This window comes from Neobacillus niacini, assembly GCF_030817695.1.
GTDB classification, from domain to species: Bacteria; Bacillota; Bacilli; order Bacillales; family Cytobacillaceae; genus Neobacillus; species Neobacillus niacini_F.
Map to the genome: position 1 here is coordinate 3830288 of NZ_JAUSZQ010000002.1, position 21517 is coordinate 3851804.

Consider the following 21517-nt stretch of genomic DNA (forward strand, 5'->3'; position numbering starts at 1 on the left):
AAAAATCCCCCTTCCGCTAATCCAAGATTAGCGGAAGGGGACTTATGAATAGAGAAATTGGGCTATTCAAGTTTATATATATATTCTGAGCTAGAAATCTCTAAGTTACTCTAATTCTACCAACTCTTCGATTACGATTACGATCAATATTATTCAGTGCTCTTTGGGACTTAGAAATACCAGGAAATGATATGAGGCCAGCCTTATACAGGACACACCCAATAAAAGTAGCAAAGATTGTACTTCTGATTAGATACCAGATGAATCTTATGCCAACGTTACGTAACATGTTTTCACCTCTTTAACCTCTCATTGATGATAAATATGATGAAACCATCTTTTTTATGTCGTCATATTCAAATCTGCCAATCCTTCCTGGCCGAAAATTATTATTTCTCTATTTATAAAACCCTATTGGTGGTTTACCACCCATGATATTTGTTAATGTTCTGGAAACCTCTAATACTTTATTTCCGTAAAAAGATACATCTGCGTCTGGTTGGCTTGATAGAAATAAGCAGCTGATAACAAGTTTTACCTCACCATGCAAATTAAAAATAGGAGCTGCAACCCCGCACACACTTTTGCTACAGTGCAAATGTCACAATACAATAAGAAAAGTGGGAACACTACTTCTAAAACATAGGAGGAGAATTTCCTGCTAATGTATATAGGGGAAGCTTAAGAAACGGATATAAGCGGAGATATTCCGATTAACTGCTTTAAATAAGACAAAATCCAAAGATTTGAATCATATAAACGGAAAAACTTCCCTTATTTTTAAGGAAATATGGGTATTTCCCAATTTAGCCGGAATTTTACCGTTTATTTTTCATATACAGTGAATTCAACATTCAGTTATATCAGAGCCTAACCTTTAATAAAAAACAACAAAATTTTTCTGTATATGAATTGCTAGTAAAAGTGTAGTGTTTTTTGCTGCGGTACGACAAAAAGACCTCCAATTAAAAACATTGGAAGGTCATTTTGCATTATATTTTAATGTTTGCGATAAATAACGGAACCCGCTACTTATTCAAAAACGCTGGTGTTTTTATGCTTAGCACGCCTCGACTTACTTGATACCTTTTTCAGCTTGTAATAATCTTCTTTTCCATGAGTTCCCTTTTACATAAATATTTTCTGAATCATAACTTAATAGAATCGATTTTTTCAAAAATAAAGCTTTCATTAGTAACGTGATGAGTATTTGCTCTGGTTTTCCAATATCGCTAAACGAATAAGTTTCAGTTTTATTTCTTTGCTTAATGAAAGCCATTCCGGTTTAAAGATTTTCATTTTACATTCCCCCATTAGAGTATTGTTCGGTTTCAAAAAGTTTATAAACGACTTATTTTGCAACAATATTCAGCTGAGATGTGTTAGATTTTTATTCTATTTTTATCATTCCCGTTCCCTCGATCTCTTTAACATTTTTTGTTTTCCATTTTATTTGAATTTTCTACATTTTTTTCATGTTTTATAGGTTTGAAGATAAATTAATAAGGGCTATAGAAACGATAATGGTTTATTCTCTCTTTCTAAAGGGTACTGAATTAACATCCCATTTTAATAGGAGGTAATATTCAAATGAACAATGAACAGTACCCAAGCAAATTACCTGCACAAGAACAAAACCAGCAGCCAGGAATTGAGAAGGATATGAGGCCACTTCCAGAAAGCCAAAATCCGAACTACAAAGGAAGTAACAAGCTACAAGGAAAGAATGCGATCATTACAGGAGGAGACAGTGGAATTGGACGTTCGGTAGCAATAGCTTTTGCGAAGGAAGGAGCAAATGTTGCGATTATTTATTTAAATGAAAGCAATGATGCCGAAGAAACGAAACAGCTGGTTGAGGAGCAAGGTAGAAGATGCCTATTAATTGCTGGAGACATTGGTGATGAATCCTTCTGTAAAAAAGCTGTACAGCAAACAATAGATGAGCTTGGCGGCCTTGATATCCTTGTCAATAATGCCGGTGAGCAGCATCCCCAGGAAAGTATTATGGAAATAGATTCAGATCAGCTGGAAAAGACATTCCGTACAAATGTTTTCTCTATGTTCCATTTAACAAAAGCCGCCTTACCGTATTTAAAGGAAGGAAGTGCAATAATTAATACAACGTCCATTACAGCCTATCAAGGGCACCCAAGGCTGCTCGACTATTCTTCTACAAAAGGTGCGATTACAACCTTTACAAGGTCTCTTTCCATACAGCTGGCCGAGAAAGGAATTAGGGTAAATGGAGTGGCTCCAGGACCTATTTGGACACCCACTTATTCCTTCTACTTTTACTGCGGAAGAGGTAAGTAAACATGGACAGGATACACCGATGAAGCGCCCAGGACAGCCGGAGGAGGTAGCTCCTGCATATGTCTACCTTGCATCGCATTCAGATTCATCCTATGTTTCTGGACAAATTCTGCATATTAATGGTGGAAAAGTCGTTAATGGGTAGATAGATTCCTTATAAAGGTATGTAATAACTTGACTAAAGCCCATATACCTAGCCATCATATCTGTGTTTGTCCCCCAGCACTCTGTAAAGTTAAAGCTCTGGGGGCAAGCACTAAAAAAACCATACAAGTGAAATGCACTGTATGGTTGAATAGTTAATGTGTAGGAAAAGACTCTCACTCTTCCCCGCCAAATCGAAGTTTCAATCGAAAACATTACCCTGTTCTTCCCAACAAAATATGGTGGTTCGAGTAATACTTAAAAATTCCCGCGGCCGTTTCTGCGATAAAAAATAAACATAGGGAATCACCTCTGAATATCTTTAAACAAACGATAACATAAATAACTAGAAGAAAAAAAGGGAATAGCTTACTCTTTTTCTATCAAAATTGCGCTTTAGCTGTCTTCTTTATCGCTCTATCAATTCAAACGTTTACAATATTTATTTCTTTAGTTTGTTGTATTTTAATATTCTAACTATTGTTTTTATTCAAAAAGTATTCTATAATAACTTTCATTACAAAAATTCAAAGTCAGAGGTGTAAAAAATGAAAGTTTTAGAGAAAGTAAGCCAATTCGCCGGCAGTACCTTTGCCGTTTGGGTGCTATTATTTGCAGCCTTTTCGTTTTTTTGGCCATCCGCATTTACGTGGATAGCACCACATATTTCCCTCCTATTAGGGATCATTATGTTTGGAATGGGACTAACATTGTCTGCAGGAGATTTTAAAGAAGTTTTCAGACGTCCAAAGGATGTGGCGATTGGAGTTATTGGTCAATTTTTAATCATGCCTGTTCTTGCTTTTTTACTTGCAAAAGGATTACAATTACCTCCTGAAATTGCTGTAGGAGTCATTTTAGTAGGTTGCTGTCCGGGGGGGACTTCATCTAATGTTATGACTTTCTTGGCGAAAGGTGATGTTCCCCTAAGTGTAACCATTACCTCAGTGACAACACTACTAGCACCTGTGGTAACACCAGCACTTATTTTATTACTTGCAAGCGAATGGATTCCTGTAGATCCAGGCAGCCTATTTGTTTCCATTGTAAAAATTGTGATTGTACCTATCGTCCTAGGGGTATTCATTAAGAAATTATTTAATCGTCAAGCACAGGCAAGTGTAAAGGTCCTTCCGCTTGTATCCATTATAGGAATTGTTTCGATTGTAGCCGCAGTAGTATCTGTTAACCAACAAAATATTGCTAAAACGGGGTTAATCATCTTTGCAGTTGTTATCCTCCATAATGTCCTTGGCTATTTACTGGGCTATTTCTTTGGAAAGTTATTCAAGATGGATTTATCGAAGAAAAAAGCAATTGCAATTGAAGTTGGAATGCAAAACTCCGGCTTAGGTGCTGCGATTGCTTCAGCACATTTCTCACCATTATCTGCTGTACCAAGTGCAATTTTCAGTGTTTGGCATAATATATCTGGTCCTATATTAGCGACCCTATTTAATCGGATGGATAACAATAAACCGCTCGATGCAGATACAAAAAATTCACAATTAACAAACTAGATAACCACACCTTCATTGTTGGAAATCATCGACCACATGAAGGTGTGTTTTTTTGAAATTGTGAAAATGGGTTTGTCACCCAATTCCCCAATTAATCTTCTTTCTCTTTTTTGAACATCTTTTACTGCTACTTCAAAAAGTTTTTTTCGGAAATTTAAATGATAAGAAACCTTCTAATAACATTCAAAAATACGCGCATATTCCCATCCTATTAAGAAGGTGCTGACCAGTATGTTTATTTGGTCATATATGTTTGAGTATTTTTCATATTTTTTTTCATAGTTTTCACTAGAAAACCGCCTTTAAATCTACGTGGTTCATACGAAACGATGAAAGCCTTCGGATCATATTGTTCAATAAACTTCATGACTTCGGTTTCAACGTTACGCTTTGTCAAAATTTCTAATTGATACCTTTTACTGTCACGGCCGCTCCCTTCAAAGACGGTCACCCCTAGTCCTTTATTTCTTAATGCTTCAATTAACTTTTCATTTTCGTCCATTAAATTAACATATAACGTAGTGTATCCAATTGCTAATTTATTTTCAATACGTGTTCCAATGAATAGCCCTACACCGAAGCCAACGGCATAAATAAGCTTTTCAGTAAGGCTTTGATTACCGGAAAATACAATGGATAAGCTAAAGATTGAGATTAAAGTTTCTAATATACCGAGTAATGAAGCTGCTATACTCATGTTTTTAACTAAAAAGATCGTCCGCAGCGTCATTATCGGGACATAAACCAGTTGAAGGATAAAAATCACAAGAAGATTTACTAACATATTGATCTCCTTTTCTACGTAAATTTTTTCTGGATGTTAAAAAATCAATTTCGCGGTTTATAGGTACCTTTCCTGCAAAGACTCGTTGGCCCTATTTATTCACACACACTGATACTCTTCGCGCTTCATTGACCGATATGATACTATCCCCCTTCTCATTTACTGTAAACCTAATGCAGCATCCTGTAGAATAAATGGAATCATCCCTGTGAAATGGTCTTTTCGTGACCAGGACTACAGGGATGATTATTAATGTCTCAATCAGGCACCCGTTCCAATCTTTGGATTATACTGTTGCGGAGTCTTATTGATGAACGACTGGGAAATATTTTCCCAAGCCTGACGTGTTTCAATAAAATCGTTATAATGCTTTTTCACATTGCGGTGATAGTTTTCCAGTTCGGTAGCGATCTTCATGAAATCTTTCCTACCAAAATACTCACAGATTTTTGGCAAAGTGGCAGCCAGCTGTTTACTCATCTCCAAGATTCTTTTTTCGTAATTTTTAGAATCTGTAATATATAACCACAGCGGTTTATAACGGACCCAGCCGATGCATGCTTTGTAAAAACGCTGAATCACCTCTTCAGAGTCGGCTTTAATGTAGTCTAATTTTGTAGGCAGTACTCCATCCAGCAAATGCTTGTATGTAGAGAAACCATCATGAAAGGTATAGGTTGGTACACGCAGCACAGTGCGGTCTTGAAGGCAAGTTCCCAAAAAGGTATCTTCCCCGCGTGCGTTTGGGGGGTTGTAAAAAGCATTGACACGTTCTGGATTTGTCAAATTAATACAAAGGTTGGAGCCGGAAATAAATTTAGAATGGCTGACCTCTTCTACCTCCTCTGCCTCTCCATTAACCAATACCTTTGTGTCAGCATAGGTAACACCGCCATTTTCCATTACCGATTTAATCTTATCCCAATTGACAATATCATTACTAATGGCTTGAATGAAGGTCTGGAAATCGGATTCCTGTAAGATATTATTAAATTCAAGATATGGAATAGGAGAGATATACCCGCAATGGTGGCCATTCGTAATATCGGCATGCTGAATATGTTTCAGGTGGGTACGGAGACCCTGCTGCCCGCCCCATACGGCTATTCCGCGTGTTTTTGTAACAGCTAAAGGATATTCGTCATCATCAAAGAACATCAGATAATCAATGCCTTCCTTTAATGCCATATATTGAATAATATTGCGCTTACCTGCATATCCTCTTCCGAAAACGAGCTTTGCCTGTCTCTCATTAATAATTCCCTGCTGGATTAAGCTGCTGATTTCTTTTTGCATCCTTTCATTTCCAATAAAGCAGGTCCCGTCAACTTGTTCCAATAATTCAGTGCTCACATTCGTGTAATCTGTGGATTGGGTATTGTGGTATTTTAAGTCGTACGCAACAAATAAGTTTAAACTCACCTTATCACTGGAGGTTAATTCAGATTCCAGCCAATTAAAAATATACGTTTTTAAAACCTGTTTGAATTGCTTGCGTCCTGTTGCAAAGCCAATACCTACTTTAATTTCCTTTTCCAATCGTAATCCCCTCTTCCTATTAATTTTCTAATCATTATAAACATTCTTTCTGCTATACAGGTTTTGTTATTAAACGTTGTCAGCTCTTAACGGGGCATTGGTGGTACACTTCACATAAAATTCGCAAAGTTAAACCCATCCATGCTAAGTTTCCTGCCTATTCGTGATTTTTGGCGGTTCCAGACAGTTTTTATGTACCCTATTATGTTTGATTTAAACAAGGAATTTTTTAAAAGTATGCATATTGAGACTTTAGGTTCATATTTGATTAATATTAATGGAAATTATCAATTTAAAAAAAATAATAAAAAAGTAGCAGAACCTCAGCTCCGCTACTTTATAGTTTAAAAACCGATATGGATTACTTCTTCGATTCTCCCTGAAACTTGATCACTTTCGAGTAATTGCCCTTACTTCAAATCATACTGAGCTAATAAAATTCATCGTATTTATATAATTAACAAATGTCCTCTGTTAACCTCAAGAAAAACTTCAAAAAACCCATAAGTATCATGGCTGGCGGGACCGTGTGGGAATCGAACCCACCAGACCACACACGGTGGTCTCAAGCAGTTTTGAAGACTGGACGTCCTTTATTTACTATCTTCCCTGTCATTTAGACAGTTTAATCCCCGCCAAATCAACTTCAAATTAGTTTTATTAAGTATATCGCTTATTTTTTTCTAATTATAAAAGGTATAAGCTGTTGAAAAGATGGATGTTAATGGTCTTAAGCCCTCGGATGGGAGGGCTTAGATTTAAAAATTTTTATTTTTTGCAGCTTTAAATTCGCTCTTTTGCCGAATATTCCCTGAAGAGCTTCCAACAAGAACTTGAAACAATCCTTCTTCAGCAACCCATTTTTTTAACCTATCATCGAATGCGGAAAGGGCTCTCTTTTCGATTGTAAATTGTACAGTTTTGGTCTGGCCCGGCTTTAAGTAAATCTTTTTAAAGCCTTTAAGTTCCTTATACGGCCTTGGAAAAGTTGAGTTTTTATCATGAATATAAAGCTGGACAACTTCTTTGCCAGGAAGGTTTCCTGTGTTCGCAACGTCTACCGATACAATCAGTGGTTCATTCCGATCCAAGTTTAGCTTTCTTGAACTTAGTTTAAGATTCGAGTACGTAAAGCTCGTATAAGAAAGACCATGGCCAAATGCATATGCTGGTTGTATTCCTTTTGTATCATAGTAACGATAACCAATAAAGATTCCCTCGGCATATCGGACAGTATTTTTGGAAAGATCCCCTGGGAAGTTGCCGTAGGACGGGACATCACTGTATTTTACCGGGAAAGTTACCGGGAGTTTTCCGGAAGGATTCACCTTTCCGGAGAGGACATCGGCAATCGGGTTTCCTCCTTCTTGTCCCGGCTGCCAGGCCAGCAATATAGCATCCGCATAATCTCTCCAACTCACAACCTCTATCGGTGCTCCAATATTCAATACAACCACCAACTTTTTACCTTCCTTATGATAAGCTAAGGAAAGGTCTTTAATAAGCTGAACTTCCGCTGGTTTCATATTCATATCGGGCCGATCCGCACCTTCTGTTGAAGCCCTTCCGATAGATACTAAACCTATATCGGTATGTTGCGCCAAAAAAGCAGCATCGGCTTTGCCCAAGCCTTCAACCATCTTGTTCCCGTTTTTAGAATCAACTATTGAATAATTTGCATTTTTTAAGCCTTGTTTAAGCGAAACAATGTCTTCAGGCATAACATTTACTTGGGAACTTCCGCCTCCGCCGATGATAATTCCCTGTTTATTGCGCTTAAGATCTACAACCGCATTCTGCCCGGCTACCCCAATGGTATGGACTCCTTTAAAAGGGAGGGTATGATCTTTGTTTTTCAGGAGTACCATCCCTTCCGCTGCTGCTTCGCGGTCAATCCGCTTACCTTCATCAGCAGTTCGCTTGGTAAGAGACGTTTTATTGTAATTAACATTCTCATACTCCCCTTTGAAAGTAGGAGTCTTCAACACAATCCGTAAAATATTACGAATTCTAGTATCAAGTACACTTTCACTAAGTGTTCCATTCTCAACGGCGGCTTTAATTAAATCCGGTGTAGGGGCGGATGCTTTTGTGTACACTGCTTTGATTAATTCCGGCATAGGCATTGGTCCTTTGTACACCCCAGGCATAATCAGATCATTTCCGGCCGCCAGCGCACCAAACGGATTCTTGACAGCCCACCAATCGGACATAACAAATCCGTTAAAGCCCCACTCACCCCTTAAAATATCCGTTAATAGATATTTATTCTGAGTTGCAAAAGCACCATTGACTGAATTATACGCACTCATCACAGTCCATGGCTTTGCTTGCTTTACAGCCATTTCAAACGCAGGAAGATAAATTTCTCTCAACGCACGTTCCGGTACAATCGCATTGATTGTTGTCCGATTCGTTTCCTGATTATTGGCAGCAAAATGTTTCAGTGAAGTACCTACGCCTGTGGATTGAACACCATTGATAAACGATGCAGCCATAACGCCGGCAAGGAATGGATCCTCGGAATAATATTCAAAATTTCTTCCTCCTAAAGGATCACGATGAATATTGACACCAGGTGCCAAAAGGATATCCACACCGTATTCCCTTGATTCCTTCCCCATAGCTCGTGCCACCTTTGCCATTTTGTCGACATCCCATGTCGCCGCAAGCAATGAGGGAATTGGAAACGCAGTTGCGTATCTCGGGGGAGCCCCGGCAAATAAACCGCCGATCCTGACACCGGCTGGGCCATCAGACAGGATGATTGATGGTATGCCCAAACGCAGAATAGCGTTTGTAGCACCAGCGACACCGTTTGGACCTGGGTAACCCGCTCCAATCACAAGACTGGCCTTTTCATCCAATGTCATTGACTTGATTACCTTCTCAATAGAAGCTTCATTCACTAGTTTCGGGGAGATGCTGTTTTCAAGTGCGGCGGTTCCTTTTCCATTTGCAATGAGTATGAAAACGGATATTATGCCTGCAGTAACGATCTTGTAAAATTTGTTATCCATCAAACCTTCCTTCCAGCAGGTCTCAATTTTTCGATCAACCTTGTTTTATTCAAACTTTTGGATTTTCGCCGGTTAGTTTTGTGAAAAATCCTTTTTCTTCTTTTTTCCTTCATTCCTATTTTTTATCCAATTGAGTGAATTTCAATTATTTAATTTTACTAATTCTAACTCTTTATATCAGTCCTTTTAGCTCTTTTGCTCTCATTAATGTTTCAAACCGTTCAGTTAGCAATTTGTTTGAAGCACTTTGTTTCGTTTCGCCCTCCAAAAAACCACGATTTGTAACGGTTTTTCTTCCTTTTCTCTTGGTTTGATCAGCCATAAAAAATCCTCCTTAACTAAATGGATTTTCCCATTAGCAAGGAGGTCACACAGTCTTTTTGACAATAGCACCAACAGTCCATATATACAAAAGAGTTTTATCTAAAATTTTCCAAAGCGATAAAAACGTTGTTAAATCAATGTTTTTGGCGGGACTGCGTGGGAATCGAACCCACTCTTAGCTAACTAGTGTATTCTTGTGATTTGTAATTTTAAAAAATTGAGCAGCAAGCATGGCACCTGTTTATGCCCAATATTGAAGTGCTTTTCTTTACATGCAAAGTTTTACGACTACAAACTTGATTTTTCTTGTTTAAGGAAGTGAGCTAAATTACGTCAATAATGACATGTTGGCTCCATTCCAACAAATTACTTTTAATCTTTGGACAACTTATTTCTTACCAAGGGTCTTTTTTATATTCAAACCTCATCTTTCTTTATACAGGAATACTGCCTATTACTTAAATAAGCAAGAAGCATTATATACCTTCCCAAGGATTGCTACTCAACTTTGGACCGAACCTTGTTTTTAATAACACTAGCCCAGGACCTCTTGCAAACTCCAATAATGAAAAGGCACCGGCAGGGGTTTCTACTTGAACATCAACTCTTACCGGGCTTCTTTTTAATTCTTCTACAATCTCCCTCGCTATAAAAAACTCCAATGGTTCTGGTGAACGAAGGATCAGGTCTAGGTCACTTGTTGATGTCACTGTATCCACCCCACTGGCAAGCTCAAAACCAACACTTCCTCCAGGCCCCCATGAAAGCCTGTGAGCATTTAAAATGTCTGCAGCGAACTCCATAGCTGTGAAAACCGGTGCTTGTTTATCTTTCCACTGTTCTCTACCGATAAGATCTTCAGGCTTAATTTGTTTTATCACACAATGTTCTGGTAAAAATGCCCCAAATCTCTGGTTTCTTTTCTTGCCCCTAATACCAATGGCTTCCTGCCCTTTTGGTGCATGTACCCTGCGGACCACAACAAATGGTGCTGTCACCAAAGAATGTACGACCCATTCAGGGATTAAAGAGTGGCTGATGATATCCTTTGGATTAATCTTTAGCAAGTCATGTGGATCTAACGCCATTGTTCTGCAAGCTTTTCCCGAACAAGTATCGAAGGTGCCCTCCCACCTTCTCGGGCAAAAGAAGTGTTGAGTCTGCTGCTAAGATCCCTTCGACTGTTTTTGGTGTCTTCAATGGCTTCAACTAATTTACTGAATACCGCCTCTCGGTCTGAAATCCCTGGGGAATCTGCATTTATACCACTCATTAGGGAAAATAGTGCACCTAATTTTTCAAAAGAACGAATATCATAGGCCATTGCAGGAACTTTTTTTGTTGCTTCTTCCAATTCTTCAATGGTACGCTGTGTAATCCTTGCTGCTGATTGTTTGGACATGACGTGAACATTGACCCCTTCATCCTCTAAGGCTATCAGACGGCTGGCTTGCATTCCGTGGGAAAGAAAAGCACCCGAAATAGCCTTTCCTGGTATGAAGGCAATGACTGGATGACCTACTAATCTAGCAGAAGCATAGGCATCAACTGCGGCAGCACATGCCTGATGAATTCCGAGCAGTTCTTCGCGGTAGCCATAAGCCTGGCTTGGTACATCAACAATCGCGATAATTGCCCGCTTCTCCTGGTGCCGATCCTCCTCGATCACATCACGAATATGTTTAGCAATCATCCATCCCTCTTCAAGTCCGAATTCACCGCACCGTGCTCTTGGGAAGCGGCTAAATTTATCCGGTACAACCGCGAGGAAACGCGCCGGGACGTTCCCGATAAAGGAATCTGCGCAAAGTACAGAAGGGGTTTTACTGATACTTGTGGTTCCATTCGTTAAGAGATTAAACCATTTATGTCCTCTGCTTACTATCTCATTTTCCTGTATGGTCCTCTCAAAGCTATATTCAGCTAGTTTAGTATTCTCGGACTGCTTCCATAAGTGACGAGCTTTTTCCGGCTTAATTGGTTCTGAAGTATCGACCGATTGTAAAAACGTTAGATACCTCTCGACCTGAGTGCTTCTTGGGGAATTTTCTGCCGCTTTTTTAACTGCAGAAAGAATGGCATGCTGAAAAGCTTCAATATCATCATCCACAACTAGATTGGCGAATCCCGTTGCTTCTCTTTGATTCCCGCCAATTGTATTCCAGATTAACTGACGATCCATGGAATCGAATTCCTCAATCCCGGCTTCTTGCTCAATAACTTCAGGCCCATTTAGTCCAAGCCGTCCTTCACGGGTCATGATTAAGATGCTGCATAATCCAGCCGTAATGGACATCCCGCCAAATGCTCCAATTTTTCCGGGAATAATGCCGATAACCGGAACATATTCCCTAAGCGCAACGATGGCAGCCCCGATTTCTGCAATTGACAATAGACCATAGTTTGCTTCTTGCAGTCTTACTCCTCCTGTATCAAACACAATGACTGGGTACACTGATCCTCCTGCTTTATTTTCCTCCAGAGCAAGTTCCAGTGCACCGGCAATTTTAGCACCTGAGACCTCCCCAATTCCACCTCCTTGGAAATTTCCTTCTATAGAAATCACCAATAAAGCAAGACCATGCAGTTCTCCCCTTGCAATCACCACACCATCATCACTTTGTGGTACAATGCCCTGAGGTTCCAAATGTGGTGATTCCATTCCTGAGAATGGGTCCAGTAATTCCCTATAGCTGTATTCATCCAACAAGGATCGTGCCCGTTCACGTCCCCCGCATTCAACAAAGCTATTTTTTAGCGTATCCAGCATCGTTAGCCACCTCCAATGCTTGTGATAAACGTAATGTTACAACTCCTGGAGTGGCACCGAAATCATTAATCTTTATAATGGCTGAAACCTCGTGCTGCGAAAAAAATCTCTCTAAAACGGACTTCCATGTTTCTTTAAACCCTGTTGTACCAGTTCGTATAAGTACTTCTGCAAATGCTCCTTCTGAAGGTTCCATCAAAATTTCCAAATCTCCAGATCCAACTACACCCACATGTGAATTCGACTCCAGTCTTTTTGTTGCGGGAAAACGAAACATTATTTTTTCCATTTGGGCCCTCCTTATTTTCTAATGAGCGAGTACTTACTGAACTCCGATAAATAGCTCGTGTTATTTTTATACAGATAATCAAGGAATAATGTAGCGGCCAGTAAATCCGCACTACCGCCTGGGGAAGCATTGCACTTAATTAAGAATTGGCTTAGTTCTTCTAAAACCTTCCATCCTGTCTGTGTCCAAACTCCGCCTAATATCAGGATTTCAGAAGCAAGTTCCTTCGTAGCGATCAAGCTTCCAGCCCCTCCCCGATGTAAAATACATGTGTCATCAAGACTTGCCATAAGGGCAATTAAGGTATTCAACCTGCAAAGATCCTCTTTGATGCCTCTGCTCCTGGAATCATAAAGAACAGGTAAACATATGTTTCTTATATGCGGGAACCCTTGCTGGGCTTCCCCCAGTGCTCCATTGACCCCATATTTTTCTTTTACTCTTTTACCATTTGTTATTTGTTGTGGCAGGTTCCGATCCGGGAAGAGGGCAAGCTTTCCTGCTTTTTTAGCAATATGGTCCAAAGATGTCTCTCCAGGGTTCATGGCGGCGCTTGAAACAAGCAATCCTAACGCCCAGATAGCACCTTTGTGTGTATTCACACCCCCTGTAGCTTGGAACATATCGATTTCCCCTTGGCGACCGATAGCAGCAATCTCTTCCCTTAATTCCTGGGATGGGACCCTTCCATAGCTTACCTTGGCAATTTCTCTGAACGCCGGCTCTAATGATTTAGCCGATTTAATCATTAGTTCAATAGACATATCATGATGGGAACCTGTGCTTTCAATGTCAACAAGACCTGGCTTTGGCGTCAGTTCTGCCTCCTCAATCAGCGCTCGCACTGCTAAAATTGCAAGATTCTCTGTGTAAGTTTGTAATTTTTCCATTGTCCTGTACCCTGTTACCAGCTTCGGAATTTAGCAGGTGGTTCATATAAACCATCTGACCATTCCACCAGCTCTTCAATATTTTTAGCAGCAAGCAGGGAGCGCTTTGCATCGGTTCTTCTAATTCCTAGATCCTCAGGAAGGGCAATTAGTCCTTCTCTTCTCAATTTATCCGTCTTTCTGACGTCATGTTCAAGCCCAATCGGAGTAACGCCTGCGATAGCCGCTATCGCCTGCCTGCGTTCTTCCATGCTGTTTGCCTTATATAAATAGGCAATCCCTTCTTCTGTAACAATATGTGTGACGTCTTCACCATAAATCATGACTGGTGCAGTTGCGAGACCTGCATCATTTTTTACATCCAAGGCATCCAAAGATTCAACAAACACCGGTTTATTTCCGTTTTGGAATGTTTCTACGACCTGGACTACTAGCTTTTTTCCACGTGAAAGCGGGTTATTATTTGTCTTCATATCCAGCCACGCCTCAGAAGAATGTCTCCTTCCACCCGGGTCATGCCCCATATTTGGTGCACCACCGAACCCTGCAAGCCGCCCGCGGGTAACAGTTGAAGAATTTCCGTAGGTGTCTATTTGCAGACTTGAACCGACGAACAAATCAACGGCATATTGCCCTGCCAGCTGGCATAATGTCCGGTTCGAGCGCAAACTTCCGTCACGGCCTGTAAAAAATACATCCCTCCTTGAAGCCACATATTTTTCCATTCCAACTTCCCCGCCAAAGCAATGAACACTCTCTACCCAGCCGCTTTCAATTGCGGGAATCAGTGTAGGATGCGGGTTTAACGCCCAGTGTTTGCAGATCTTTCCTTTAAGCCCTAGCTTTTCTCCATATGTAGGAAGTAATAATTCCACAGCAGCTGTATTATAGCCAATTCCATGATTCAACGACTTTACTTGATGCTTTTCATAAATACCACGGATGATCATCATTGCCTGCAGCACCTGGATATCTGTAATATGGCGAGGGTCACGGGTAAAAAGTGGCTCAAGTTGATATGGCTTGTCAGCAACTACGACATAGTCAATCCAGGAACCAGGTATATCAACACGAGGAAGTTCGTCCACTAACTCATTCACCTGCGCAATGACTATGCCATCACGAAAAGCTGCTGCTTCAACTAGAGTTGGTGTTTCCTCCGTGTTTGGACCAGTATATAAATTCCCGGCAGCATCAGCCTTGTCAGCAGCCACTAGGGCAACCGAAGGGATTAAGTCAATAAACAGCCTGCCATACAACTCTACATAAGTATGGATCTCACCCATCGTAAGCTTCCCATCCTCCAGCATTTGTGCAATCCGATGGCTTTGCGGGCCTGCGTAGGAAAAATCTACTTTTTTAGCGATTCCATATTCAAACAGATCCAAATGCTCAGGCTGGGAGATACTCGACATAATCATATGCAAATCATATAATTGTTCCGGGTCTGCCTTGGCAAGAGCAGCCGATAGGAATGATGCCTGCTTCTGATTGTTTCCCTCTAGAACGACGCGGTCACCAGGCTGGATTAAGGTTTCAAGCGCCTGGACAATTTTGTTTGTAGGGATAATTCGATTGCTCGTTATGTCTTTCATTTTCTCCATTCTCTTTTCTTTTGCCTCTAATCGTTTTTTCCAAGAGTGTTTTTTAATTGCCTGCATTTGCTTCTATCCCCTTTCTCCTATCAATCTTTTATACTTAAGAATGTTCAGAACAGAAACGCCTAGCCAAAACCAAACAATTTCCAAACCCGTTTTCATCCACAGAAAGAGAACGGGCACCAGGCAGTGCTTTTTTGGATAAACTGGTAAGAACATTTCCTGGAGGCATCTCAATAAAAAGCCTTGTACCGTGCTCACAAAGTATGGAAGAAATATCATGCCACATAACGGGATGGGAAACGTTAAAGGCAAGATCCTGCCTAACCTGTTCCGACGATCTTAAAAGCCTTGCCGTCCGGTTACAAGCATATGGAATGACTGGCCGTCTAAATTTAATTTTTGACAATTCCTCATGTAACGATCTAGAAACTGAGTTTAGCAATGAACAATGGGACGGTATGTTCACATTTAGAAGTTCCGCTGTTCTTGCCCCACTATTTCTGGCACGGTTAATGACCTTGTTGAGAGCAGTAACAGAACCTGCAATCGTGATTTGGTCCGGAGCATTGACATTTGCCGTGTATACAGGTTCTGTCTCTGTAAAACAAGAATTTGCTAGTTCTTTTACTGTCTGTTCATCCATTCCTGTAATGACACCCATTCCATAGCCGCTAGGAAAGGCCTGTTCCATTAGCTGCCCTCTTAGCTTTATCATTCTTAAAGCATCAGCAAACCCAATGGCCTTACATGCAACGGCTGCACTAAAAGCACCTGCAGAATGGCCTGCCACAAAATCTGGAAATACCTCTTCTGCTTCAAATACTTTTAAAATTGCAACTGAGGAAACAAGAAGGCTTATTTGAACTGAGACAGTCGATATCAAAGCTTCCTTAGAATCAAAATTGTAGGCGTTTTCTACAAGTACCTCCATGGATTCTTGAAGAACTGCCTCAACAGCAGGATGTTCAGGCAGTTCCTGGAGCATATTCGGTTTTTGAGAACCTTGGCCAGGAAATAAAAATGCGAGCTTCACCAACTTTCACCACCTTGTTTGAAAACTCAACTACTCTGATAATCTTGTAAAAACCTTATTTATTCTGCGAACCTAACTTTTTCTTCATACTTGAAATGACATCCTCGTTATGACGTTTCAAAAGATTGGCTGCTTCCTTGATGTTTTCTTCTCTTAAAAATTCAATTAACATTTGATGTTCTCTTACAGACTTTTCAATATTTCCATCGTTCGCAAACGATAGGCTTTGGATTCTTAGTAGTGGCCATCCAAGCCTTGAGTACATCGTTTTAATGGTCTCACTTTTACTCATTTCCACAAGTGTCATATGGAAAGAGTGATTTAGTTGGGTATATTGATGAACTTCCGCCTCATCTTTCATTTTTTCTAAAATATCAGCCATTTTTTGCAGGTCCGTTTGGTCTACTCCGTTTCGGCCAATACGTTCGATGGCCATCGTTTCAAGCATGTTGCGTATTTCAAGAAGATCATATATCTCATTCTCCGTATATTCTTTGACCACGGCTCCTTTTCTTGGAATTCTTTCCACAAGGCCTTCTATGGAAAGTAGATAAATAGCTTCCCTAACAGGAGCACGGCTAGTTCCGTACTCTTCTGCATAAATATGTTCGATTAGTTTATCCCCGGGGATTAGTTCCCCCTTAAGAATTTGATCTGTAATATGTTCAGCAATATAATTTGATAATGCATTTTGAGTAAATTTATTCGTTTTCATGACGAAGTCTCCTCCAATATTTTTAAAAATAGTCGACTGTCGATTTTTATTATAGCGACTGAATCAATAGATTTCAATATATTTTGAAAATTTAAAAAAAGATTGACATTTTATTTTCTCACGATTTATTATGAGTTTTAGGAATACAGTCGACTGGCGATTCTCTTATCTTTGTAAACGCTTTCCTTTGTTTCAATTTTCTTCTGAGTATAGACATACGTTTAATTGTTCTGTTCGCTTTCAGTTTTATGCCTGTTGTTTAAAAGAAAAAATTGAAAAGGAGAAATTGCATGATTATTTTTGGGGTCGCAATATTATCTATCTGCTTTTTATCTGGGGTGTTTTTTGGAGATCTCTTAGGTCACATACTTGGAATTAACGCAAATGTCGGGGGTGTAGGCTTTGCAATGCTCATGCTGATCCTACTTGTGGAGTACTTAAAAAAGAAAGATAAGCTTAACAAACAGACACAAGAAGGACTTGCTTTTTGGAGTGGAATGTATATTCCGATCGTTATTGCCATGTCAGCACAACAAAATGTAGTTGCGGCCCTAAATGGAGGTTTTTTGGCTATAATTGCTGGAGTAGTCGTAGTGGTGATTAGCTGGGCCGTAGTTCCTCTTTTAAGCAAGGGTGGCCAGGTAGAGATTCTTGAAATGGATGTGAATGGAGGCGAGCAGGGTGTTAGACATATTAGGTAATCTTCTGCAAAATAATGGGTTAATTGTTGCTTTTGCCATTGTTGGGTTAACTATGTATCTCTCTTATTTTATCTCTAACAAATTAACCAGGGGTCGCATCCATGGGTCTGCTATTGCCATTACCCTTGGTCTTGTCCTCGCTTACATCGGCGGAGTGGTTACAGGAGGAGAAAAAGGGTTATCAGATATTACCCTTTTTTCTGGCATCGGGCTAATGGGCGGCGGAATGCTCAGAGACTTTGCTATCGTTGCTACCTCCTTTGGGGCAAACTTTAGTGAAATCAAGAAAGCTGGTGTAAACGGTGTCCTGTCCTTATTTGTTGGTGTTGTCCTCTCTTTTGTCGTCGGTGTCATTATTGCACTTGCCTTTGGATACAGAGATGCAATTAGCTTAACGACCATTGGTGCTGGGACGGCTACATACATTGTAGGACCAGTAACAGGATCGGCCATTGGTGCAAGTTCCGAAGTTATTACCCTTAGCATCGCAGCAGGACTGGTAAAGTCCATCTTGACAATGATCGGCACACCATTTATTGCAAAATATATTGGATTGAATAACCCGCGTACTGCCATGGTATACGGCGGAATCATGGGCACAACGAGTGGAGTAGCAGGAGGATTAGCCGCAACGGATCCAAAACTAGTTCCTTACGGAGCTGTAACCGCCACTTTTTATACGGGTTTAGGCTGCCTGCTTGCTCCTTCTGTTTTATTTTTGCTGACAAAGGCTGTTTTTGCATAATGTAAGAACATTATCCTTCGTAAAACTATGTACTTCTAGAGCAGTTTTCTCCCTTGACAATTATTTAATACTTTATGTAAATTACGCCCCACAGAAAATGACTTCAAGGAGATAGTATTGTTTCAAAGCAATCTTGGTATTTCTGTACCTAACATGACTAAGATTGCTTAATTTTTTGGAATACATTGGTTAAAGGCGGTTTTGTATTTTAGAATTTTTCTCTAAAACTATTAATTTCAGAGCTTGCTTTACCTAATAACTAAGTCTGGTTTTTTTTTAAAACTATGCTTCCCCTCGATGAAACGTACAGTTCCCGATTTTTGCACACATAACAAGAGAATGTGTCGTTCCAATATTCCCTTTATATTGCACGCCCCTTAAAAGTTCTCCATCTGCTAGGAAAAAAATAAGAAGAGGGGAAATTGCCCCTCTTCCTAATCGGTGTTAATTCATATAGCGATATTCCCTCAGACTATTCAAAATGGAGATTTCCTGCAATAATTTCTCTCCCACATTCGTTTCTCTAACCTTTTTTCTCTTTAGCTCTTCATCTACCACTCTTTTAATTGATAAAACGTCTGTCCCGTTAAGTAAAACTTCTTCTTTTGAATTAAAATGCTTATGGGCGACCAGTTGCATACCGAAGGAATTATATAGTAACGTATATCCTGCTATTCCTGTTGTTGATTGATAAACTTTGGAGAAACCTCCATCGATCACAATCATCATACCATCTGCTTTAATTGGATTTTCTCCCTCAATTTCTTTAACTGGTGTATGCCCATTGATAATATGACCCTGGTCAGGATTCATATCAAATTCTGTCAAGATTTTGCGGCAAATTTCTTCATTTTCACGTAAATAGTAATATGGGTTCTTTCTCTCTTTATGGGTCGCCTTGTCCTTAATAAAGTACCTCTCAAAAGTGGTCATTTCTCTTTTTCCAAAGAGTGATGAATATTCTCCTGTCCATAAATACCAGACCATATCCGTCGCAAGGTCATCCGTGACTTCAGGGTGTGCAAAGGCATGACGTAAATACCGTTCAAAAACATCAAGTAATTCGCGGCCTGAATAGGTATTATTTTCAATAACCATTTTTTCCATATTCCCTTTTTCATCTAAAGGAATACAACCATGTATTAATAGGTTTCCGTTATATTTTAAATAGAGACTCCCTTTCTTCATCAGGAAGTTCATATGTCTGGCAAGCTTTTCTGAATGCTGGACTGAAAATAATAATCTTTCCATAACCTGCTTTTCTTCTTCTAATAATTGTTCAGGCTGCTCTGGATTTACCGTTGCAAAGCACGTATTTTCTAAAGGATAGGTTTTTCCATAAATCGTTATTTCGTTCTTGTCATAATCGATTTTCTCCAGCAAAAGCCTTTCTGACATATTGAAATACGGGCGTCTCTTTATAATAGGCATTTCAAGTTTGAACTGAATCATCGCAATGGCTTGATGAATTTTCGTTATTTGTAATGTTTCATGATCAGATAGCTTCTGATCAGAATGTACCTTAGGTCTGAAAGCCGGATTATCCTGATAGTATTTCTCCGCAAGATTCAGCAGAGGCCTAAGATTGATTCCATATACATCTTCAATAATATCAAGATTGTCATATCTTGCGCTGATACGAATGATATTAGCAAGACAAACCATTGAACCTGCAAAAGCACCTATCCATAGTACATCATGGTTTCCCCACTGAATGTCAACGGAATGATAATTGATCAGAGTATCCATGATTTTATCAGGTTCGGGTCCCCGATCATAAATATCCCCCACTACATGAAGATGGTCGACAACCAATCTTTGGGTGGTATACGCAAGCCCTGTTATGAGTTTATCAGCCTGACCCAAGGAGATAATCTGCTCGACAATTTCTTTATAATATTGCTCCTTATTTTCAGATTGGTTCGTTTTGTATAGCAGCTCTTCTATAACAAACACAAACTGACTCGGCAATGCTTTTCGTAATTTCGACCGTGTATATTTGGAGGAAGCATGAGAAATAAGCCTGATCATCCGCTCAATGATTACAATATACCATCGGTTTAATTCTTGTTCATTGCTAAAATGACTTTTCATTAATTTTAATTTTTCTTCAGGATAATAAACTAATGTCGCAAAATCATTTATTTCTTTTTCAAATAAAACGTCTTGAAACAAGTCTCTGATTCTCTTTTTTACATTCCCCGAACCATTTCTTAATACATGTTGAAAAGCTTGATACTCCCCATGTAAATCGCTGACAAAATGTTCTGTCCCCTTTGGAAGATTAAGAATGGCTTCTAATTTAATAATTTCAGTTACCACTTTTTCTTCGCAATCATATTTTTGAAGGAGTAAATCTAGATATTTTGAGTTCAAAAGTATGTATCCCCTTTCAAAATTCCCCATATATTTTCGTTGTAAAAGATTGAGATTAATTATGTATTATATCAGAAAAGACAAATAATAGTTTGTAATATTTAGAATTTGATTTCCTTAATAGAATCGTATCAGCAAGTTGACCAATGTTGTTTTTCCGGCACCAGTAGGACCAACAATTGCCGGACGTCAAAAAGCCTTGATTTCTCAAGGCTCACTTTCTTACTTTTTTTGATAAGTTAAAGGTGTTACACCAGTAAATTTCTTAAATGCCCTGCTAAAATAAGCAGGGTTATTTTTAAAGCCTATTTTTTCTGCTACATCGCAGATCTTTAAATGATTAGTTTGAGCGATAAGTTCCATCGCCCTATTCATACGATATTGCATTAAGTAATCTGTAAAGGTTTGTCCGGTTTCTTTTTTAAATTTCTTACCTAAGTAGTCCTTATTCATAAAGATTATTTCTTGAGCGAGCCACTTTAAAGTTAAATCAGGATTACTTATTTGTTTATCAATCTCTTCAATAATTTGATTTATAACCATACTATATTGTTTTTTGGCATTGTCTTTTGGATAAACTTTGCCTAGATCATTTGTAATGTTAATTAAATCTGTTTTGATAGAGTCTATATTATCCGTTTGGAATATAACTAATAGAGCACCTGACTGATAATAAAAGAGCTCAGAATTATCCAGTCTAGAAGCCTTTATTGGATTGTGATTTAACAGATAACTAATCTGATTCATATA

At 39.3% G+C, this 21517-nt stretch carries 17 protein-coding genes and 2 pseudogenes; 4 read left to right on the plus strand and 15 right to left on the minus strand.

Annotated elements, in window-relative coordinates; all coding sequences use genetic code 11:
• Positions 1–1075: 1075 nt before the first annotated feature.
• On the minus strand, positions 1076–1279 hold the full coding sequence (locus QFZ28_RS19325) for a hypothetical protein (RefSeq protein WP_307197109.1): 204 nt from the start codon (positions 1277–1279) through the stop codon (positions 1076–1078).
• Between the two features lie 311 nt (positions 1280–1590).
• On the opposite strand from QFZ28_RS19325, the pseudogene QFZ28_RS19330 reads away from it, so the two are divergent.
• Positions 1591–2461, plus strand: a pseudogene (locus QFZ28_RS19330) (SDR family oxidoreductase).
• A 547-nt stretch (positions 2462–3008) separates the two neighbouring features.
• Positions 3009–3980: a bile acid:sodium symporter family protein gene (locus QFZ28_RS19335; RefSeq protein ID WP_307196157.1), complete on the plus strand. Its 972-nt coding sequence runs from the start codon at positions 3009–3011 to the stop codon at positions 3978–3980.
• A gap of 235 nt (positions 3981–4215) precedes the next feature.
• Here the strand turns inward: QFZ28_RS19335 and QFZ28_RS19340 are convergent, their stop codons facing one another.
• From QFZ28_RS19340 to QFZ28_RS19390, 11 genes are all read right to left on the minus strand, one after another.
• Positions 4216–4764: a DUF2179 domain-containing protein gene (locus QFZ28_RS19340; protein WP_307196158.1), complete on the minus strand. Its 549-nt coding sequence runs from the start codon at positions 4762–4764 to the stop codon at positions 4216–4218.
• Positions 4765–5025: 261 nt separating this feature from the next.
• Positions 5026–6303 carry a hypothetical protein gene (locus QFZ28_RS19345; protein WP_307196159.1) on the minus strand — a complete coding sequence of 426 codons (1278 nt, stop codon included), beginning with the start codon at positions 6301–6303 and terminating at the stop codon, positions 5026–5028.
• Between the two features lie 758 nt (positions 6304–7061).
• Positions 7062–9323, minus strand: coding sequence for a glycoside hydrolase family 3 C-terminal domain-containing protein (locus QFZ28_RS19350; protein ID WP_307196160.1), 2262 nt, complete (start codon positions 9321–9323; stop codon positions 7062–7064).
• Positions 9324–9495: 172 nt separating this feature from the next.
• Positions 9496–9645, minus strand: a complete 150-nt coding sequence (locus QFZ28_RS19355; protein ID WP_307196161.1) for a hypothetical protein — start codon at positions 9643–9645, stop codon at positions 9496–9498.
• Positions 9646–10123: 478 nt separating this feature from the next.
• Positions 10124–10735 carry a malonate decarboxylase holo-ACP synthase gene (locus QFZ28_RS19360; protein WP_307196162.1) on the minus strand — a complete coding sequence of 204 codons (612 nt, stop codon included), beginning with the start codon at positions 10733–10735 and terminating at the stop codon, positions 10124–10126.
• Positions 10726–12417: a biotin-independent malonate decarboxylase subunit beta gene (gene mdcD / locus QFZ28_RS19365; protein ID WP_307196163.1), complete on the minus strand. Its 1692-nt coding sequence runs from the start codon at positions 12415–12417 to the stop codon at positions 10726–10728. Before mdcD ends, QFZ28_RS19360 begins: the two co-directional genes overlap by 10 nt.
• Positions 12395–12706 (minus strand): malonate decarboxylase subunit delta, encoded by a 312-nt coding sequence (locus QFZ28_RS19370; protein WP_307196164.1) that lies wholly within the window; start codon positions 12704–12706, stop codon positions 12395–12397. Before QFZ28_RS19370 ends, mdcD begins: the two co-directional genes overlap by 23 nt.
• Before the next feature lie 11 nt (positions 12707–12717).
• On the minus strand, positions 12718–13596 hold the full coding sequence (locus QFZ28_RS19375; RefSeq protein ID WP_307196165.1) for a triphosphoribosyl-dephospho-CoA synthase: 879 nt from the start codon (positions 13594–13596) through the stop codon (positions 12718–12720).
• Positions 13597–13610: 14 nt separating this feature from the next.
• Positions 13611–15257 carry a malonate decarboxylase subunit alpha gene (mdcA, locus tag QFZ28_RS19380; protein ID WP_307196166.1) on the minus strand — a complete coding sequence of 549 codons (1647 nt, stop codon included), beginning with the start codon at positions 15255–15257 and terminating at the stop codon, positions 13611–13613.
• Between the two features lie 37 nt (positions 15258–15294).
• On the minus strand, positions 15295–16230 hold the full coding sequence (locus QFZ28_RS19385) for an ACP S-malonyltransferase (protein ID WP_307196167.1): 936 nt from the start codon (positions 16228–16230) through the stop codon (positions 15295–15297).
• A gap of 55 nt (positions 16231–16285) precedes the next feature.
• Positions 16286–16945, minus strand: coding sequence for a GntR family transcriptional regulator (locus tag QFZ28_RS19390; protein WP_307196168.1), 660 nt, complete (start codon positions 16943–16945; stop codon positions 16286–16288).
• Between the two features lie 290 nt (positions 16946–17235).
• On the opposite strand from QFZ28_RS19390, the gene madL reads away from it, so the two are divergent.
• Together madL and madM are read left to right on the plus strand one after the other, a co-directional pair.
• The gene (gene madL / locus QFZ28_RS19395; protein WP_307196169.1) at positions 17236–17646 is read left to right on the plus strand and encodes a malonate transporter subunit MadL; all 411 of its coding nucleotides are present in this window, start codon (positions 17236–17238) and stop codon (positions 17644–17646) included.
• The gene (madM, locus tag QFZ28_RS19400; RefSeq protein WP_307196170.1) at positions 17627–18391 is read left to right on the plus strand and encodes a malonate transporter subunit MadM; all 765 of its coding nucleotides are present in this window, start codon (positions 17627–17629) and stop codon (positions 18389–18391) included. Before madL ends, madM begins: the two co-directional genes overlap by 20 nt.
• A 248-nt stretch (positions 18392–18639) precedes the next feature.
• Here madM and QFZ28_RS19405 read toward each other — a convergent pair.
• The 3 genes and pseudogenes from QFZ28_RS19405 to QFZ28_RS19415 all read right to left on the minus strand — a co-directional run.
• Positions 18640–18790, minus strand: a pseudogene (locus tag QFZ28_RS19405) (fructose-bisphosphatase class II); the annotation flags it as partial.
• A gap of 45 nt (positions 18791–18835) precedes the next feature.
• On the minus strand, positions 18836–20767 hold the full coding sequence (fbp, locus tag QFZ28_RS19410) for a fructose-1,6-bisphosphatase (protein WP_307196171.1): 1932 nt from the start codon (positions 20765–20767) through the stop codon (positions 18836–18838).
• Positions 20768–20989: 222 nt separating this feature from the next.
• Complete coding sequence (locus tag QFZ28_RS19415) at positions 20990–21514, minus strand: helix-turn-helix domain-containing protein (RefSeq protein ID WP_307196172.1); 525 nt, start codon at positions 21512–21514, stop codon at positions 20990–20992.
• Between the last annotated feature and the right edge of the window lie 3 nt (positions 21515–21517).

Excerpts from the sequence above, each read along its gene's own strand:
- QFZ28_RS19370 (WP_307196164.1), bottom strand. The coding sequence starts at position 12,706 with ATGGAAAAAATAATGTTTCGTTTTCCCGCAACAAAAAGACTGGAGTCG.
- QFZ28_RS19350 (WP_307196160.1), bottom strand. The coding sequence starts at position 9,323 with ATGGATAACAAATTTTACAAGATCGTTACTGCAGGCATAATATCCGTT.
- QFZ28_RS19360 (WP_307196162.1), bottom strand. The coding sequence starts at position 10,735 with ATGGCGTTAGATCCACATGACTTGCTAAAGATTAATCCAAAGGATATC.
- mdcD (WP_307196163.1), bottom strand. The coding sequence starts at position 12,417 with ATGCTGGATACGCTAAAAAATAGCTTTGTTGAATGCGGGGGACGTGAA.
- QFZ28_RS19415 (WP_307196172.1), bottom strand. The coding sequence starts at position 21,514 with ATGAATCAGATTAGTTATCTGTTAAATCACAATCCAATAAAGGCTTCT.
- QFZ28_RS19375 (WP_307196165.1), bottom strand. The coding sequence starts at position 13,596 with ATGGAAAAATTACAAACTTACACAGAGAATCTTGCAATTTTAGCAGTG.
- QFZ28_RS19390 (WP_307196168.1), bottom strand. The coding sequence starts at position 16,945 with ATGAAAACGAATAAATTTACTCAAAATGCATTATCAAATTATATTGCT.
- mdcA (WP_307196166.1), bottom strand. The coding sequence starts at position 15,257 with ATGCAGGCAATTAAAAAACACTCTTGGAAAAAACGATTAGAGGCAAAA.
- QFZ28_RS19325 (WP_307197109.1), bottom strand. The coding sequence starts at position 1,279 with ATGGCTTTCATTAAGCAAAGAAATAAAACTGAAACTTATTCGTTTAGC.
- QFZ28_RS19355 (WP_307196161.1), bottom strand. The coding sequence starts at position 9,645 with ATGGCTGATCAAACCAAGAGAAAAGGAAGAAAAACCGTTACAAATCGT.
- QFZ28_RS19335 (WP_307196157.1), top strand. The coding sequence starts at position 3,009 with ATGAAAGTTTTAGAGAAAGTAAGCCAATTCGCCGGCAGTACCTTTGCC.
- madL (WP_307196169.1), top strand. The coding sequence starts at position 17,236 with ATGATTATTTTTGGGGTCGCAATATTATCTATCTGCTTTTTATCTGGG.
- QFZ28_RS19340 (WP_307196158.1), bottom strand. The coding sequence starts at position 4,764 with ATGTTAGTAAATCTTCTTGTGATTTTTATCCTTCAACTGGTTTATGTC.